The organism is Agrobacterium rosae, assembly GCF_002915175.1.
Taxonomy (GTDB): domain Bacteria; phylum Pseudomonadota; class Alphaproteobacteria; order Rhizobiales; family Rhizobiaceae; genus Agrobacterium; species Agrobacterium rosae.
In genome coordinates this window covers 246,246-262,240 of record NZ_NXEJ01000006.1, presented here as the reverse complement: position 1 = coordinate 262,240, position 15,995 = coordinate 246,246, and the positions used below count along the sequence as shown (strand labels likewise).

The window sequence follows — 15,995 nt, the reverse complement described above, 5'->3', positions numbered from 1 at the left end:
CCTTTCTTATGTATAAATCAATTAAACGAAGTGCTCGGTTTTACACAGCGAAAACGTTGGCTTTGAGAATGGCTTCGAATTCCGAAGCGCTACGGACACGCTTGATTAAATCCGTGAAAGCCTGACCCAAATACGCGCTGTCCAGTAGATCAGCGTGAATATCATAGCCGTTTGATAAGAGAAACGCGTATCCTGAAACGAAGCCTGTTCGTTTATTGCCCTGCTCAAACGCATGAGCGCTTGCAACTGAAAGCATAAGATTTACTGACAGAGAAACGGCATCTGAATTTCCGTCGTAATAGAAGCTGTTTTGAGGGCGCACGATAGCGCCATCAAGCTTCTCGGGAAACAGGAGCGCATGATTTTCGTCAGTTAACGCGACTTGCTGTCTATTGAACTTGATGATTGCTTCAGCGGGCAACCAATTGGGCTCACTTAGCAAGTTCGGCCAAAGTCTTAGGGAAACGCTTGATTGCCAACTGGCCTAACGCTTCGTAATCCACCGGCCCCTTTTGCGGGCGTGGCTCGTAGCTGGGCTTATCTACCGGCTTAGGAGCGGCTGATTTTGTAGTCATAATCGAAACTCCCCGCGATGGATTGGGTTTAACATGCGTTTAACCTAATCATTTCGCCGACAAAAATCAACAAAAGGTTGATTTGGCTCTCGCGGTTTGCCGCAGGATGGACCTGTTTCGACAATGGCTGGGGCGCCAGGATTCGAACCTGGGAATGCCGGTACCAAAAACCGGTGCCTTACCGCTTGGCGACGCCCCAACAGGGCAGATTGGCGAAACGCCACTGCCTGAACGGCGCCTGATTAGCAAAGCGAGACGGCAGCGGCAATGATTAAGTTGCTGGATCGGCAATATTTATTGTGTGTCCAGCCAATGCTTCATGTTAGGTCAGAAAACAGCCGAATTTTCAGGCCTTTTCCGGTGAAGGTGTTCATGAGCAAATATAGTGCCCGTCCCCCTGCCATACCCACGACATTGCTGGATGATGCCGTGGTGCGGATCATTCGTTGGGATTTCGAGCCGGGTGCCGATACCGGCCACCACACGCATGGGCTGGGCTATGTCGTGGTGCCGATGACGGATTGTCATTTCCTGATCGAAGACGAGACTGGCAGCCGTCGGGTGGATTCGGCGCGGGGCATACCTTACCGTCGTGAGGCCGGTGTTTCGCACAATGTCATCAATGCCGGCGACGAGCCAATGTCTTTCATTGAGATCGAATACAAGTAAGGGACATTGACCGAGCCTATGGCAGACCCGGAATTCAACCGTGATTTCGACCCCGCCTATGGCACCGCCGTGCCTGTGGCGGATGGCGTGCAGCGCCTGACGGTCAACAATCCATCCGCTTTCACCTTTCACGGCACCAACAGCTATATTGTCGGCGACACATCCGTCGCCGTCATAGATCCCGGTCCAGACGACGAAGCGCATTTTCAGGCATTGACGGCAGCGCTCGCCGGGCGGGAGGTGACGCACATCTTCGTCAGCCACACGCATCGTGACCACTCACCGCTGGCTGAACGGTTGAAGCTGGCAACCGGTGCGATGACCGTTGCCGAAGGGCCGCATCGCGCCGCACGACCTTTGCATGAAGGTGAGCGTAACCCCTTCGCGGAAAGCTCCGATACGGAGTTCGTGCCTGATATCGCACTGGGTGATGGAAAAAGCGTTTCCGGCGACGGATGGACGCTAACCGCCCTGCACACGCCCGGCCACACTGCAAACCATTCAGCCTTTGCGCTCGATAATACCGGCATCGTGTTTTCCGCCGACCATGTGATGGCCTGGGCGACGACAATCGTTGCGCCGCCGGATGGTTCGATGAGCGATTACATGGGCTCGCTTGCAAAACTTCTGCGCCGTGAAGACCGATTGTTTCTGCCCGGCCATGGCGGACCGGTGAACGACCCGACCGCCTTCATGCGCGGGCTTCGCGCCCACCGGCGCATGCGGGAAAAAGCGGTGCTGGCCCGCATCAAGGCCGGAGACCGAACCATAGCTGATATGGTGAAAGTCATCTACCGCAGTACCGACCCGCGTCTGCACGGAGCCGCCGCTCTATCCGTTCTCGCCCATATCGAAGACCTGATCGAGAAAGGCGAAGTGCAGACTGATGGCCCGCCATTCCTTGGTGGAATATACCACCCTGTCTAAAGGCAAACTTTATGACCGCAGCCTATAGCTATCGCGAAGATCCATCCGTTCCAAACTTTCCCGATGACAAGCCGCTCATCGTTTTTGATGGTGAATGCGGCTTTTGCTCTCGCGATATCGACTTCGTCTTGCGTCATGACACGAAAAAATTGTTTCGCTTCACGCCTGCCCAATCTGAACTAGGCACAGCGTTGATGCGACATTACGGCTATAGAACGGATAATTACGAAACCAGTCTCCTGATCGAACACGGCATCGCCTACCCTCGCTCCGATGGCGTGTTGCGCGTGCTCAAACTTCTGGGCGGCACCATCAGCATTGCGGCGATGTTGCGGGGCGTGCCGCATCGTCTTCGAGACCATGTCTACGATCTTGTTGCGCGCAACCGCATGATGATTGCGGGACGGCGTCAGGCCTGCCGGATGCCGACTGCCGAGGAACGCGAACGCTTCATTTGATGGTCATCAATTGTCGTTGAGACCCTGCATTTCAGCATCCAGCGCATCGAGATAGGCTTCTGCGATTTCGGCTCCCATACCCAGGTCATTCGGGCCGAAGCGAGAGGCGACGCGGACGTCGACCAAGGTGGTCTCCGTGTCTTCGCGCAGGCGGATGATGACGTCGAAACGCAGGCCCCAGATCAACGTGCGCGTCTCGCCCTGCAGCATCACCACGCCGCTGCCATCGAAGAAGGTCGGTGCGGGGGCGTCCGCTGGTCGTGCCAGTGGCACGGGCACATTGGTGGGAAGCTCCTCGATCGGCGTGTCCGTTGCGCCTTCGGTCTGGTCCTGACGCGGCATGCCGGGCTGCACGTCCGGCAGCGAGCCTATCAGGCCTTGCGTGTGGGCGATGCGGATGCGCTGTGCCTTGGCGACCTTGCGAGCAGCGGTATAAACACGGTCGATCGCGCCTTCGTAGCGATGGCCGGCAAGGCTTGGATAGGCCGCAGCCTGCACATCGCGGTCTGCTTTGGAAACGATAGCCGGGCGCGGCAGCCATTGCTGATTGGCGGTGGGAATGGACAGCCAGTTTGGTGCATCGACGATATCGGTGGAAACGTCATAGAGCTGCGGTTTTTGCCAATATAGAAACGTGCCGAATGCAATCGTTCCAAGCGGTATGGCGCAGAGCAGCAGCGCGGAAAGCGACCATAGCCCGCCTTTTGCGCCCACCGACCATAGCCGCTGCAAGCCGATGATGGCCAGCAGAAGGGCAACCGTTGCAATGGCTGCGGAGATCAGCGTCAGCGAAACGAAATCGGGCGTCGTCAACGGACCGAAACGGTGCAACGGCGCTGCGATGAGGAAGAGTGCCAGCGCAGCAAAGCCGAGATATCGGGAAAGATAGGCCGCATGGGACACGGGCCGAACGAAACGCACAGTCATGAAGCGGCACCCGGATGCTGTAGTTTTTGCAACGAAGACATTCCGCAGATAGGGTCAGGACTCGCGGGAATCGCTCATCTACCGTGTCATAATGGGTTTCGACGTCGAATGGAATCTGTTCGCGCGAAATAGGCTGCGCAGCACTTGCAACCTTTGACGCATGACGGGCTTTTCCATGCGGCGAAACCAGCGTAATCAGCAGGCAGCAAGATCAGCGTGAGCTGGCACTACAGGGAGTTAACATCATGCGTGTTTCCATCGTTCTTGGCGCAGTTGCGACAATGCTGGCGCTTTCATCCTGCCAGACATTGAGCCCGGAGGAACGACGAGCGCGTGATGAGACCACCTGCCGTGGTTATGGCTTCCGCCCCAACACCGACCAGATGGCCGGATGCCTGCTGGATTTGGACCTGGATCGCCGGGCCGATGCCCGTGCATGGCAGGCGCAATCCAGCCGCGACATGTTCTATCGCCCGGTCGTGGTGGAACGCCGCATCATCGTACAGAACCGCTAGAGCTTCACACCTTCGCCGGAATGGCCCTCAGTGGTACGACCTTCGAGGCGGTATCGGTTTCCCGTTTTTCCGCCATGGCGAGCGTGGCCTGCGCCGCAGACAGCCGCGCAATCGGCACGCGGAACGGCGAGCAGGAAACGTAATCCAGACCCGCATCCTCGCAGAAATGGATGGAGGCCGGGTCGCCGCCATGTTCGCCGCAGATGCCGAGCTTGAGTTCCGGGCGCGTCTGACGGCCACGATCGGCCGCTATGCGGATCAACTCGCCTACGCCGTCGAAATCGAGCGAGATGAACGGGTCGCGCTCGATGATGCCCTTGCGCTGATAGGTTTCGATGAAGCGGGCGGCATCATCACGCGATATGCCGAATGTCGTCTGCGTCAGGTCGTTGGTGCCGAAGGAGAAGAATTCTGCGGCCTCGGCAATGACATGGGCGCGAAGTGCCGCGCGCGGCAGCTCGATCATCGTGCCCGTCAGATATTCTAGCGTCATACCGGTTTCCTGCGCCACGGCTGCTGCCACCCGGTCGATGACGGCGCGGACATAATCCAGCTCCGAGCGCAGGCCGACCAACGGCACCATGATCTCAGGCACCACGGGTGCGCCTGTTTGGCGTGCGGCTTCGACAGCGGCTTCGAAAATCGCACGGGCCTGCATTTCAGCGATTTCAGGATAGGAAATTGCCAGACGGCAACCGCGGTGGCCAAGCATCGGGTTGAACTCATGCAGTGCATCCAGCCGCTGGCGAAACAGCGTTTGCGACATGCCCATGGCCGCCGCCACCTCTACGATCTCGCCATCCGTCTTCGGCAGGAATTCGTGCAAGGGCGGGTCCAGTAGACGGATCGTCACCGGCAGGCCGTGCATGATGGAAAACAGTTCGGTGAAATCCTGCCGCTGCATCGGTAACAGTTGATCGAGCGCGACGCGCCTGCCCGCTTCATGTTCAGCAAGGATCATCTCGCGCATCACCTGAATGCGGTCACCCTCGAAAAACATGTGTTCGGTACGGCACAGCCCAATGCCTTCCGCACCAAAGGCACGGGCGGCACGCGCATCCGCCGGCGTATCGGCGTTGGTTCGCACCTTCATGCGCCGTGTACTATCGGCCCATTCCATGAGCTTACCGAAATCGCCGGACAAAGCGGGCTGGGTCATCGGTATCTCGCCCCTCATCACGCGCCCGGATGAGCCGTCGATGGTGATGACATCGCCCCTCTTCAACACGCAGCCAACGCCGATCAGCACGTTGTTGCGCACATCCACCCGCATGGAGCCAGCGCCGGAAACGCAGGGGATGCCCATGCCGCGCGCCACGACGGCCGCGTGGCTGGTCATGCCGCCGCGGGTGGTCAGAATGCCCTCGGCGGCGTGCATGCCGTGAATGTCTTCCGGGCTCGTCTCCATGCGCACGAGGATGACGGGGCGGCCTTCGGCGGCAGCTGAAACGGCTTCTTCGGAGGTGAAGACGATCTCACCGGATGCCGCCCCCGGTGAGGCCGGGAGGCCGGAACCAATGATGGGGCGCTCTATGGATGGATCAATGGTGGGGTGCAGCAACTGGTCGAGCGAGGAAGGCTCGATACGGCAGATCGCCTCATCGGTGGTGATCAGCCCCTCCTCCACCAGATCGACAGCGATCTTCATCGCCGCCTTGGTGGTGCGTTTGCCGGAGCGGGTCTGCAACATCCACAACTTGCCGCGCTCGATGGTGAATTCCATATCCTGCATGTCGCGATAATGGCTTTCCAGCCGTCCGCAAATGCTGATGAATTCTGCGAATGCCTCCGGCATCAGCTTTTCCATGGACGGCTTGTCTGAGCCGGAGGTAATGCGCGCCTCTTCGGTGATGGATTGCGGCGTGCGAATGCCCGCCACGACATCCTCACCCTGGGCGTTGACGAGGAACTCGCCGTAAAGCTCTTTTTCGCCCGTGGATGGATTGCGGGTAAAGGCAACGCCGGTGGCCGAGGACGAGCCGAGATTTCCAAACACCATGGCCTGAACATTGACCGCCGTGCCCCAATCGCCGGGAATATTGTGCAGATGGCGGTAGGTGACGGCACGGGTGTTCATCCAGCTGGCAAAGACGGCACCGATGGCACCCCACAACTGCACCTGCATATCCTGCGGAAAGGGATCGCCAAGTTCGTCTTCGATCAGGCTTTTGTAGAGCGAGACGATATGCTGCCACTCAGGCGCGGAAAGCTCCGTATCATATTCGTGGCCGAGACGACCTTTCTCGTCTTCGAGAATCTCCTCGAAGATTTCGTGATCCAGCCCCATGACCACATCGGCATACATCTGGATGAAACGGCGGTAGCTATCCCATGCGAAACGGGCATCGCCGGAATTATCGGCCAGCGCCTGCACCGTCTCGTCATTGAGACCGAGGTTGAGAACCGTGTCCATCATGCCAGGCATCGAGGCGCGCGCGCCGGAGCGGATTGACAAGAGAAGGGGTTGAGAGCCGGAGCCGAAGGTACGACCGGTGATGGCTTCCATGCCGGAAATGCCGCTGGTGACCTGTAATTTCAACTCTTCGGGCAGGCAGCGACCACCTTGATGATAACGCGCACAGGCTTCGCTGATAATGGTCAGGCCGGGGGGAACGGGCAGGCCGAGGCTCGCCATTTCGGCAAGGTTTGCACCCTTGCCGCCCAATATGGCGATATCGCTCGCGCGGCCCTCGGCAGCACCGTCGCCGAAGGTATAAACCCACTTTTTCATTCTACGCTCTCCACCCAGAAGCGTTATTATTTTTCAACCCTTTACAGCATTGTCACAGTGTTGGAAACGGCCTCTGTTCCACGATGCCACCGCAGTGCAGCATAAATGCGGCGCAAGCCGCTCCAGCGGCAACAAAAAACCGCCCGCGACAGGCGCGGACGGCGTGACACCCAACAATTTACTCAGATGCTTCTGCTCAGAATTCTTCCCAGTCGGACTTGACGGCGGCATTGCCGCTGAAGGCGGATGCAACCTTGCGCCCCAGTGCGCGGGCTGGTGACTGAACCGGACGCTCGACTGGTGTTGCTGCACGAACCGGTGCTTCATAACCGCCACCCAGCTTGAACTGGCCAAGCAGATGGTTCAGCGATGCTGCTTCACGCGCCAGACCATGGCTGGCCGCCGTCTGCTCTTCCACCATCGCTGCGTTCTTCTGCGTGTCCTGGTCCATCTGGTTCACGGCGGTATTGATCTGCTGCAAGCCGGAGGACTGTTCCTGTGCCGCATCCACGATCGCCACCACGTGACGGTTGATTTCCTGCACTTCGGTGACGATGGTTTCCAAAGCACGGCCGGTTTCACCGACCAGCTGTACGCCCTGCTGAACCTGGTCGTTCGACGTCGTGATCAACGCCTTGATTTCCTTCGCAGCCTTTGCAGAACGCTGCGCCAGTTCACGCACTTCCTGTGCTACCACCGCAAAGCCCTTGCCTGCTTCACCGGCACGGGCCGCTTCCACACCGGCGTTGAGCGCCAGCAGGTTGGTCTGGAAGGCGATCTCATCGATGACACTGATGATGTTGGAAATCTCCGACGAGGACTTCTCGATCTGCTCCATAGCAACAACGGCCTTGCGAACGACATCGCCGGACTGCTCAGCACCAGTGCGTGCCTTGGCCACGAGTTGACCGGCTTCCTGGGCACGCTTGGTCGAATCCTTTACCGTGGTGGTGATTTCTTCCAGCGCCGCTGCGGTCTCTTCCACCGACGCGGCCTGCTGTTCCGTGCGCTTGGCCAGATCGTCGGCAGCCGAGCGGATTTCATTGGCACCGGCATCGATACCACGGGCATTTTCGGCAACGCGGCTCAGCGCCGACTGCAGTTTTTCGGCAGAACCGTTGAAGTTCTCGCGGACCTTGTCCAGATGTGCGGCAAAAGGCTGGCTGATGCGGAACGACACATCGCCATCCGACAAGCGAGACAGGGCATCTGCGAGATTATCGACGGCAAAGCTGGTGTCGGCTGCTTCTCTGGCCTTCTGCTCTTCACGCGCCATCCGCTCTTTTTCGGACAGGCTGCGATTGGCTTCCGTTTCCTGTTCAAGACGCAGACGCTCAATGGCATTGTTGCGGAAAACAACCACGTTCTGCGCCATTCTGCCGATTTCGTCTTTGCGCTCAGCGCCTGGAATTTCCAGATCGATATTGCCGGATGCCAGTGATGACATCGAGCCGGTCATGACCTGAATGGGCCTGATGACACCGCGCAGGACGATGAAGACACAGGTGGCCGCGCAAACAAGGGCAATCACGCCAAGAATAAGCAAAGTGTGCAAGATGAAAGACTTGAGCTCTTCGCCAGCCGTCATGCCGTCATGGGCCGCGTCTAGCTGAATCGCGATGAGTTTGGAAACGGCTTCGCCCAATGGATCAATGATCGCGTAGAGCTTGCCATCTGCAAATTTGCCGATCTCCTCGATATCGCCGCCCCTGAGAAGCGTCACAATGCCTTCGATTTTCTCGTCAGCCGATTGGCGCATGCGTTGAAAATCATCCGCAAGGCGTTTCTCATCGTCTTCCATATAAGTGCCGCTGTAGGCGGCCCATGACTTGTCAATATTCTGCTTGGCGTCACTGATGTTCTGAATGCCCTGATCGATACTCAGAGAACCACCGCTGACCTTATGGACAGTATCGACAATCTTCACTGCATAATCATCGGAGATGGATTTGAGCTGGGCCATGGGCATGACCCGGTCCGCGACGATGCTGCGCAGAAGCCTTGCTTCTTCATTCAAAGCGTAAATCGAGAATACGGACGTAACCGCAAGTATTGCTACAAGGAAAAATATGCACGACAGAAGTTTGGAGCGAATAGACATGGAAATCCTCTTGAGCGACGCACCACCATAAAATCGCAGGCTATTCGGAACGACACACAAGGTAGTTTCCAGAACACGCACTAAAAGAATGCTATTGAACAATTAATTAGATATGAAACACAACTATTCTGCTGAAAAATTGATCAAATTGCTCGCATCTTGACCATAACAGCTCATCTGCAAGAAAAAACACCAACTGAGGGATGAGCAATATTCATCTGATGATGTGATGAGGCCAACTTGGAAGAGAGAATATAAGGCAATATATCATTAGGATAGATAAATAATTATACTTCACGTTACGGAAGTTTGAGCTGCTTTGGGAGTCTTTTTTATAAAAAGCCGAGGTTGACGGGTCAGACGGCTTCAATCAACCGTTCAGCCATCTGCAAATCGACTGAAACGAGCTGCGAAACGCCCTGTTCGGCCATGGTGACGCCGAACAAGCGGTCCATGCGCGCCATAGTGATGGGGTTGTGGGTAATGATGACAAAGCGCGTATCCGTGGTTGCCGCCATTTCGTCCATCAGATTGCAGTAACGCTCCACATTATGGTCATCCAGCGGCGCGTCCACCTCATCCAGCACACAGATGGGTGCGGGGTTGGTGAGGAAGACTGCGAAGATCAGCGCCATCGCCGTCAGCGCCTGCTCGCCGCCCGACAGCAGCGTCATGGTCTGCGGTTTCTTGCCCGGCGGGCGGGCGAGGATTTCGAGGCCCGCTTCCAGCGGATCATCGGATTCGATCAATTGCAGCTCCGCCGTACCACCACCGAAGAGGTGGGTGAACAGCCGCTGGAATTGCGTGTTGACGATATCGAAGGCGGCGACCAGACGCTCGCGTCCTTCGCGGTTGAGATTATGGATGCCAGCGCGCAGCTTGCGCACCGCATCGATAATATCGTCGCGTTCCTTGATCAGCGCTGCCAGCTTTTCGGAAAGCTCCGCCTGCTCCTCATCGGCGCGCAGGTTGACCGCGCCCAAGCGTTCGCGCTCTATCTTCAACCGGTCCAGATCACGTTCGACATCGCGGGTCTCGGGCATCGGCGCATCAGGACCAAGACCCGTCAAACGGAAGGCCAGATGCGGCTCGACGTTTAAGGCTTCGCGGATACGATGTTCGCCTTCCCCACGTTTTTCCCGGGCGGAGACGAGGCGTTCTTCGGCGCGACCGCGTTTTTCGCGGGCTTCTGCCAGCCCCGACAAAGCGATGGTCGCTGTGCGGTCCGCTTCGCGTTGAAGGTTTTCCGCTTCAACCAGCTGGTCGGCAGCCTGTCGCCGTGCTTCCTCGGTCTTTTGTAGTTGCGTCAAAAGATTGCGACGCTTTTCATCGAACTCTTCTGGCGCGATATCGAGCTCCGCAAGCTCATCGCGGGCCTCGTCTTCGCGTTCGCGCAAGGTGGCGATGTGGCCGCTGGCGCTGGCGGCGCGGCCCTGCCATGTGGCACGCTCCTGCGCGATGGCATTGATGCGGCGCTGGCGGGCTTCCGCCTCACGGTTCAGGCCCTCATGCTTGGCACGGGCTTCGGCCACAAGGCTGCGATCGGTTGCGACCTCAAGCTGGCTTTCGCGCAGGCGCAGATCGAGATCGGAGAGATCGGCCGCGTCTTCCAACTCGATGCGGGCATTTTCTTCCTGAACGGCAATGTCTTCGATCTGGCCGCTAATCTGGTTGATCGCTTCGGAAACGATATCGCGGCGGCGCAGAAGATCACCGGAGGCGCGTTCGGCCATGGATAGTTCATCGCGGGCTTCGACAAGCTGGCGCGACGCGATGCGGCTACGGTCCCGCGCGTCGGCAAGTTGACTTTCAACAAGGCGAATCTCGTCGGCGCTGGCGGCAAGCTGCTCTTCAGCCTCTTCCAAGGCGTAACGGGCCTCTTCAATCTCGCCTTCCAGTTCAGCAAGGCGGTTTTTCTGGGCAAGCCGAAGCGCCGCGTTCCCGGGAGCATCGGCACTGGTGATGTGGCCATCCCAGCGGAACAGCGCACCGTCTTTGGTAACGAGGCGCTGACCGGGCTTCAACGTGGGCATCAGCCGCTTGGCTTCTTCGGCGCTGGGGACAATGCCGGTCTGACGCAGCGTGCGTTTCAACGCGTCCGGTCCCGCGACATGCGCAAGCAGGGTCGCAACGCCGTGCGGTAGTACCGGGTCTGCGGCACCTTCGCCGTTGGCGGTCCAGTAGGCCGGAGCGGCAGGGTCGAGCGGGCTTTCGAGATCATCGCCCAAGGCGGCGCCGAGAGCTGCTTCAAAGCCGCGATCAACCCGTAATTCTTCGGCCACCGGCGTGAACGAACCGGAGACGGCACCGGCGGCGAGCATTTTGGAGATGGTGCGCGCTTCGGTTTCCAGCGCGTTGAGACGATTGCGCGCCGTATCCACAGGTCCACGCGCCAGCGCTTCTGCGGAACGCGCATTGGCTACCGCCGATTCGGCTTCCTCCACGACAATCAAAGCGTCTTCGACTGCGATTTCGGCGGCCTCCACGCTTTCGCGTTTTTCCGAAGGGTCGGGCAGGCCAGAGAGTTTTTCATCGATATTTTCAATTTCGGCAGCAGCATCCGATGCCTGACGGTCAAGCCGTGCTTTCCGGTCGGCCAGATCGCGGATGGTGCGTTCCAGCTGCGTGCGGTTGGCGGAGGCTTCGGCGCGTTCTGCGGTCAAGCTTGCGAAAACCCGCTCGCTCTCGGCCAGCTTGGCGGCAGCTTCCTCGAAAGCTTCGCGGGTTTCCTCGGAATAGCGGCCCGAGTCGGCCAAGATTTCGAGGATTTCGGCTTCTTCGGCATCCAGACGCGCAAGAATCTCAGAGTTGTCGGAAACCATTCGCTCTTCGCGCTCGATATCCTCGCCCAGTTGCGCCAGACGACGGGCAAGCTCGTCACGGCGGCGCAGGATGCGGTTGGTTTCCTCATCCAGTTGCGTGCGAGCGATTTGCAGGCGTTGCAGAGCGGCAGCGACCTTGGCCTCGTTTTCACGCAGTTCCGGCAGTTTGAAGCTGGCAAGGCCTTGCGCCTTGGCCGCTTCCATCTGTGCCTGCGCCTTTTCCGCGACCACGTTGGTTGCCTGATTGAGCGCGCTTTCCGCCTCACCTTCGGCCTGCTTGGCCTCCACCCAGCGGATGTGCAGCAAGGTCGCCTCGCGGGCGCGGATGTCCGCCGACAGCATCTTGAAACGGTTGGCCTGACGCGCCTGCCGTTTCAGGCTTTCGATCTGGCTTTCCAGCTGCGCCGTGACATCTTCTAGCCGCTCCAGATTGGTCTCGGCGGCGCGCAGGCGTAGTTCCGCCTCATGGCGGCGCGAATGCAGACCGGAAATACCCGCCGCCTCTTCCAGCAACTGTCGGCGTGCCTGCGGCTTGGCGTTGATCAGTTCGCCAATGCGCCCCTGCCCCACCATGGACGGCGAGCGCGCACCGGTGGAAGCGTCGGCGAACAAAAGCTGCACATCCTTGGCACGGGCTTCCTTGCCATTGATGCGATAGACCGAGCCGTTCTCTCGCTCGATGCGGCGCGTGACCTGAATTTCATCTGCATCATTGAAGGCGGCGGGCGCGGTGCGGTCGGAATTGTCGAGGTAGAGGCCGACTTCGGCGGTGTTGCGGGCGGGGCGATTGCCTGAGCCTGAAAAAATGACGTCATCCATGCCGGATGCGCGCATGTTCTTATAGGAGTTTTCGCCCATCACCCAGCGAAGCGCCTCGACAAGGTTGGACTTGCCGCAGCCATTGGGACCGACGACGCCGGTCAGGCCGGGCTCAATGATGAATTCCGAAGGCTCAACGAAGGATTTGAAGCCGAGCAGGCGAAGCTTGTTGAACTTCATGCTGCTACCCTGCGATCATAAAAAACGGGCGCACGGAAATATCCGTCGCCCGCTTTTGTCCGGTAACGTCTCTTAGAGCAGGCTGTCGACAAGAGCCGACATGTTTTCAACAGACATGTCTCCAGCGTAGCGCTTTCCGTTGATGATGAAGGTCGGGGTCGAGTTGACGCCGAATTCCGTCGCACCGCGTTGCATCGTTGCGTTCACATCATCCAGAAGCTTCTGGTTCGTCAAGCAGGCCTCGAATGTCTCCTGTGAAAAACCGGCCATTTTCGACATTTGCAGCAGGGCAGCGCGTGCATCCTGCGCCGTGGCCCAGCTTTGCTGCTGTTTGAACAGCATGGAAACGAACGGGTAGTACTGCTGTTCAGGTGCGCAACGGGCCAGCATGAAGGCAGCGGCAGCGCGCGGATCGAACGGGAACTCGCGGATGACGAAATAGACCTTGCCCGTATCGATGTACTTCTTTTTGATCTCATCGAACGTCTTATTGTGGAAATTCGCGCAGTGCGGGCATGTCATGGACATGTATTCGACAATCTTCACCGGTGCATTCACGTCTCCAAGACCGCGGTCTGGAAGCGGGCCGGGTTTCATGACGGCGGCCATATCGACATTACCGGAAGATTCCGGCAACTCCTGCGCAAGGGCGACACCCGGCGTCAATGCAAATGGCAAGGCGGCGGCAACGGCTGCAAGGGCGACACCACCAAGAAGATTGCGGCGGGTGATATTGAATTCGGGAAAATGCATCAAGCACCTGTTTGTGAAAGACTGAAATTGTCTACAATTGCGATATAGCGACCACCTGTTCAGAACAAGCGGCCATTTCTTTTCTTCTTGTCAAAGAATTGTGACCAGTCAAGGACAGTGTGCGTCTTTAGGCTGCGTCAAATCGTGCCGCGACGAACACGCTTTTGCAAAACGGCGGTGCCGAGGCGCTCCACGGCCTTGCGCAAAGCCTCGCTTTCAATGCCGTCCATCATGCCTTCCAGGCGCTTGGCGGCCTCGCCACGCAAGGGCTGCGGCTTGGGACGGCGATTAAGCGTTTGCGATACCGGTTTCTGGACGATCCTGATTTGCCGCACCGCAGGAAAGCCGAAAAAGCCGTTGATGCGGGCAATCAACTCACCTTGCGCATGGGTCAGAAACAGCGCGCGCGCACCTTCACAGGCAATGGTCAGGACGCCTGCCTGATATCCGCCACGGTCCGGCCCCTCGTCACGGCGCGGCCATGTTATCTTTTCCGGGCGTGTGCAATCGGCAAAGTCGCTTCCTGCAATTTCGTCCCACGAACCGAGCAGAGACGTGCTGATTCCAGCGCGTTTCGCCAGAACGGGGTCGATGATGCCGTTTGCGATTTCGGCAATCTGGATAACGCCTTTGCGGGGCTTTTTCATTCTCACCTCGTCAACTCGCGGCTTGATCGGCGCAAGCGGATGAACCAAGTATAGGCGCAATACGAGGGCCACAGCAAACCATGCTTCATAAAATCGAACACCCGCCTTACGCGGATATGCTGCTGGCGTGGTATGACCGGCACCACCGCGACCTGCCGTGGCGCACCTCGCCGCCGATGACGGCCAGGGGCTTGCGGGCCAATCCCTATCACGTCTGGCTGTCCGAGGTGATGCTGCAACAGACCACCGTTCAAGCGGTAAAGCCTTATTTCGCCAAGTTTCTGGCGCTATGGCCAAAGGTCGAGGATCTGGCCGCCGCCCCGAGCGACGACGTTATGTCGGCTTGGGCGGGGCTTGGCTATTACGCTCGCGCCCGCAACCTGAAGAAATGCGCCGAAGCCGTTGCGAATGAGCATGGCGGCGTGTTTCCAGACACCGAAGAAGGTTTGAAAAAGCTCCCCGGCATTGGCGATTATACGGCGGCAGCTGTTGCGGCCATTGCGTTCAACCGGCAGGCAGCCGTGCTGGATGGTAATGTCGAGCGAGTGATTTCCCGCCTGTTTTGCATCGACGCTCCCCTGCCCGGTTCCAAAGGTGTGATGCGGGCGAAGGTGGCGGAGATCACGCCGGCTGATCGTCCAGGTGATTTTGCGCAGGCGATGATGGACCTCGGGGCGACAATCTGCACGCCGAAGCGCCCGGCTTGCGCAATCTGTCCTTACAACAGCCACTGTCTGGCGCTTGCACAGGGTGAGCCGGAGCGCTTTCCGGTGAAGGCTGCCAAGAAGGAGAAGCCGGTGCGCGTCGGTGCGGCCTTCGTTGCGCTGAATGACAAAGGCGAGATTCTGCTGCGCCGCCGTATCGAAACCGGGCTTCTCGGAGGCATGACTGAGGTGCCGACCACGGCATGGACCGCCCGAATCGATGGCGGCACCGGTACAGAGCATGCGCCCTTCGACGCGGAATGGGAGCCTGCGGGGACAATCGTTCACGTCTTTACCCATTTCGAGCTTAGGCTTTCCATTTTCCGGGCTAAAGTTTCGAGACGCGTGCAACCCGGTCCCAATGACGAATGGTGGGAGCCCGTCACAAATCTTGAAGCTCAGGCTTTGCCAACCGTGATGAAAAAAGCCATCTCTCAGGCTATTCCTCTCGCATTTGATAAAAGCAGGAAAAATTGATGACCAAGATCAATCACATCGTTTTCGACATCGGCAAGGTTCTGATCCATTACGACCCTGATATTCCCTACAGTCGCCTGATCCCTGACGCTGACGAGCGGGCATGGTTCTTCGAAAACGTCTGCACCCATGAATGGAATCTGGAGCAGGATCGTGGACGGACTTGGGATGAGGCCGAATCGCTGCTTTTGCAGGACCATCCCGATCACGAAAAAACGATCCGCGCCTTTCGCCTGCACTGGCACGAAATGGTATCGCATTCCTATGACGATTCGGTCGCCATCCTCAAAGGCCTGATCGATGGCGGCTATGATGTGACCATGCTGACCAACTTCGCCTCAGACACGTTCCGCGAAGCGCAGAAGATGTATCCCTTCCTCACCCTTTCGCGCGGCGTGACCGTTTCGGGTGATGTCGGCCTGATCAAGCCGGATGTCGCGATTTATGAATTGCATGCGCAGACGTTTGATCTCGATCCCGCCAGCAGCATTTTCATTGACGATTCGCTGCCGAATGTGGAAGGCGCGAAAGCTGCCGGATGGCAGGCCGTGCATTTTACCGGTGCTGAGAAATTGAGAGCCGATTTGGCCACATATGGCATCGACGTATAAGATGAGAATGGCTGGTGCAGGCGAAAATGGCGGTCTTCTACCTGCACCAGTCTGGTCGCAAGCGACCAGATTTGTAAAT

At 58.2% G+C, this 15,995-nt stretch carries 13 protein-coding genes and 1 tRNA gene; 6 read left to right on the top strand and 8 right to left on the bottom strand.

Annotation, left to right across the window (positions count from 1 at the left end; translation table 11 throughout):
- Positions 1-40: 40 nt before the first annotated feature.
- Positions 41-421, bottom strand: a complete 381-nt coding sequence (locus CPJ18_RS12400) for a type II toxin-antitoxin system death-on-curing family toxin (protein ID WP_167397887.1) — start codon at positions 419-421, stop codon at positions 41-43.
- A gap of 278 nt (positions 422-699) precedes the next feature.
- Positions 700-774, bottom strand: a tRNA-Gln gene (locus CPJ18_RS12395).
- Positions 775-947: 173 nt separating this feature from the next.
- Here CPJ18_RS12395 and CPJ18_RS12390 point away from each other — a divergent pair.
- Genes CPJ18_RS12390 through CPJ18_RS12380 form a run of 3 tightly spaced genes read left to right on the top strand, consistent with a single transcriptional unit; the run spans position 948 to position 2,629 of the window.
- Positions 948-1,244 carry a cupin domain-containing protein gene (locus tag CPJ18_RS12390; protein WP_103658614.1) on the top strand — a complete coding sequence of 99 codons (297 nt, stop codon included), beginning with the start codon at positions 948-950 and terminating at the stop codon, positions 1,242-1,244.
- 18 nt (positions 1,245-1,262) lie between these two features.
- Complete coding sequence (locus CPJ18_RS12385) at positions 1,263-2,171, top strand: MBL fold metallo-hydrolase (protein WP_103658612.1); 909 nt, start codon at positions 1,263-1,265, stop codon at positions 2,169-2,171.
- Between the two features lie 11 nt (positions 2,172-2,182).
- The gene (locus CPJ18_RS12380) at positions 2,183-2,629 is read left to right on the top strand and encodes a thiol-disulfide oxidoreductase DCC family protein (protein WP_103658610.1); all 447 of its coding nucleotides are present in this window, start codon (positions 2,183-2,185) and stop codon (positions 2,627-2,629) included.
- A 6-nt stretch (positions 2,630-2,635) separates the two neighbouring features.
- On the opposite strand, the gene CPJ18_RS12375 is transcribed toward CPJ18_RS12380, so the two are convergent.
- Positions 2,636-3,556: a DUF1499 domain-containing protein gene (locus CPJ18_RS12375; RefSeq protein WP_103658608.1), complete on the bottom strand. Its 921-nt coding sequence runs from the start codon at positions 3,554-3,556 to the stop codon at positions 2,636-2,638.
- A gap of 245 nt (positions 3,557-3,801) precedes the next feature.
- Here CPJ18_RS12375 and CPJ18_RS12370 point away from each other — a divergent pair, with 245 nt between their 5' ends.
- On the top strand, positions 3,802-4,071 hold the full coding sequence (locus CPJ18_RS12370; protein ID WP_067651628.1) for a hypothetical protein: 270 nt from the start codon (positions 3,802-3,804) through the stop codon (positions 4,069-4,071).
- Between the two features lie 4 nt (positions 4,072-4,075).
- Here CPJ18_RS12370 and ppdK read toward each other — a convergent pair whose 3' ends face one another.
- The 5 genes from ppdK to CPJ18_RS12345 form a co-directional block, all read right to left on the bottom strand.
- Positions 4,076-6,802 (bottom strand): pyruvate, phosphate dikinase, encoded by a 2,727-nt coding sequence (gene ppdK, locus CPJ18_RS12365; RefSeq protein WP_103658606.1) that lies wholly within the window; start codon positions 6,800-6,802, stop codon positions 4,076-4,078.
- Between the two features lie 196 nt (positions 6,803-6,998).
- A complete protein-coding gene (locus CPJ18_RS12360; RefSeq protein WP_103658604.1) occupies positions 6,999-8,903 on the bottom strand; it encodes a HAMP domain-containing methyl-accepting chemotaxis protein in 1,905 nt (634 codons plus the stop codon).
- Positions 8,904-9,259: 356 nt separating this feature from the next.
- Complete coding sequence (locus tag CPJ18_RS12355) at positions 9,260-12,724, bottom strand: AAA family ATPase (RefSeq protein ID WP_103658601.1); 3,465 nt, start codon at positions 12,722-12,724, stop codon at positions 9,260-9,262.
- A gap of 72 nt (positions 12,725-12,796) precedes the next feature.
- Positions 12,797-13,477 (bottom strand): DsbA family protein, encoded by a 681-nt coding sequence (locus CPJ18_RS12350; protein WP_103658599.1) that lies wholly within the window; start codon positions 13,475-13,477, stop codon positions 12,797-12,799.
- A gap of 137 nt (positions 13,478-13,614) precedes the next feature.
- The gene (locus tag CPJ18_RS12345; RefSeq protein ID WP_103659099.1) at positions 13,615-14,124 is read right to left on the bottom strand and encodes a DUF721 domain-containing protein; all 510 of its coding nucleotides are present in this window, start codon (positions 14,122-14,124) and stop codon (positions 13,615-13,617) included.
- Positions 14,125-14,204: 80 nt separating this feature from the next.
- Between CPJ18_RS12345 and mutY the strand changes: the two genes are divergently transcribed.
- Positions 14,205-15,305: an A/G-specific adenine glycosylase gene (gene mutY / locus CPJ18_RS12340; protein ID WP_103658597.1), complete on the top strand. Its 1,101-nt coding sequence runs from the start codon at positions 14,205-14,207 to the stop codon at positions 15,303-15,305.
- Positions 15,305-15,916 (top strand): HAD family hydrolase, encoded by a 612-nt coding sequence (locus tag CPJ18_RS12335; RefSeq protein WP_103658595.1) that lies wholly within the window; start codon positions 15,305-15,307, stop codon positions 15,914-15,916. The genes mutY and CPJ18_RS12335 overlap by 1 nt, the downstream gene beginning before the upstream one ends.
- The last annotated feature ends 79 nt before the right edge of the window (positions 15,917-15,995 follow it).

What these genes read in the sequence shown, in the direction of transcription:
- CPJ18_RS12350 (WP_103658599.1), bottom strand. Translation starts at nt 13,477, where the DNA reads ATGCATTTTCCCGAATTCAATATCACCCGCCGCAATCTTCTTGGTGGT.
- CPJ18_RS12360 (WP_103658604.1), bottom strand. Translation starts at nt 8,903, where the DNA reads ATGTCTATTCGCTCCAAACTTCTGTCGTGCATATTTTTCCTTGTAGCA.
- CPJ18_RS12355 (WP_103658601.1), bottom strand. Translation starts at nt 12,724, where the DNA reads ATGAAGTTCAACAAGCTTCGCCTGCTCGGCTTCAAATCCTTCGTTGAG.
- CPJ18_RS12370 (WP_067651628.1), top strand. Translation starts at nt 3,802, where the DNA reads ATGCGTGTTTCCATCGTTCTTGGCGCAGTTGCGACAATGCTGGCGCTT.
- CPJ18_RS12380 (WP_103658610.1), top strand. Translation starts at nt 2,183, where the DNA reads ATGACCGCAGCCTATAGCTATCGCGAAGATCCATCCGTTCCAAACTTT.
- CPJ18_RS12335 (WP_103658595.1), top strand. Translation starts at nt 15,305, where the DNA reads ATGACCAAGATCAATCACATCGTTTTCGACATCGGCAAGGTTCTGATC.
- CPJ18_RS12375 (WP_103658608.1), bottom strand. Translation starts at nt 3,556, where the DNA reads ATGACTGTGCGTTTCGTTCGGCCCGTGTCCCATGCGGCCTATCTTTCC.
- CPJ18_RS12385 (WP_103658612.1), top strand. Translation starts at nt 1,263, where the DNA reads ATGGCAGACCCGGAATTCAACCGTGATTTCGACCCCGCCTATGGCACC.
- mutY (WP_103658597.1), top strand. Translation starts at nt 14,205, where the DNA reads ATGCTTCATAAAATCGAACACCCGCCTTACGCGGATATGCTGCTGGCG.
- CPJ18_RS12345 (WP_103659099.1), bottom strand. Translation starts at nt 14,124, where the DNA reads ATGAAAAAGCCCCGCAAAGGCGTTATCCAGATTGCCGAAATCGCAAAC.
- CPJ18_RS12390 (WP_103658614.1), top strand. Translation starts at nt 948, where the DNA reads ATGAGCAAATATAGTGCCCGTCCCCCTGCCATACCCACGACATTGCTG.
- ppdK (WP_103658606.1), bottom strand. Translation starts at nt 6,802, where the DNA reads ATGAAAAAGTGGGTTTATACCTTCGGCGACGGTGCTGCCGAGGGCCGC.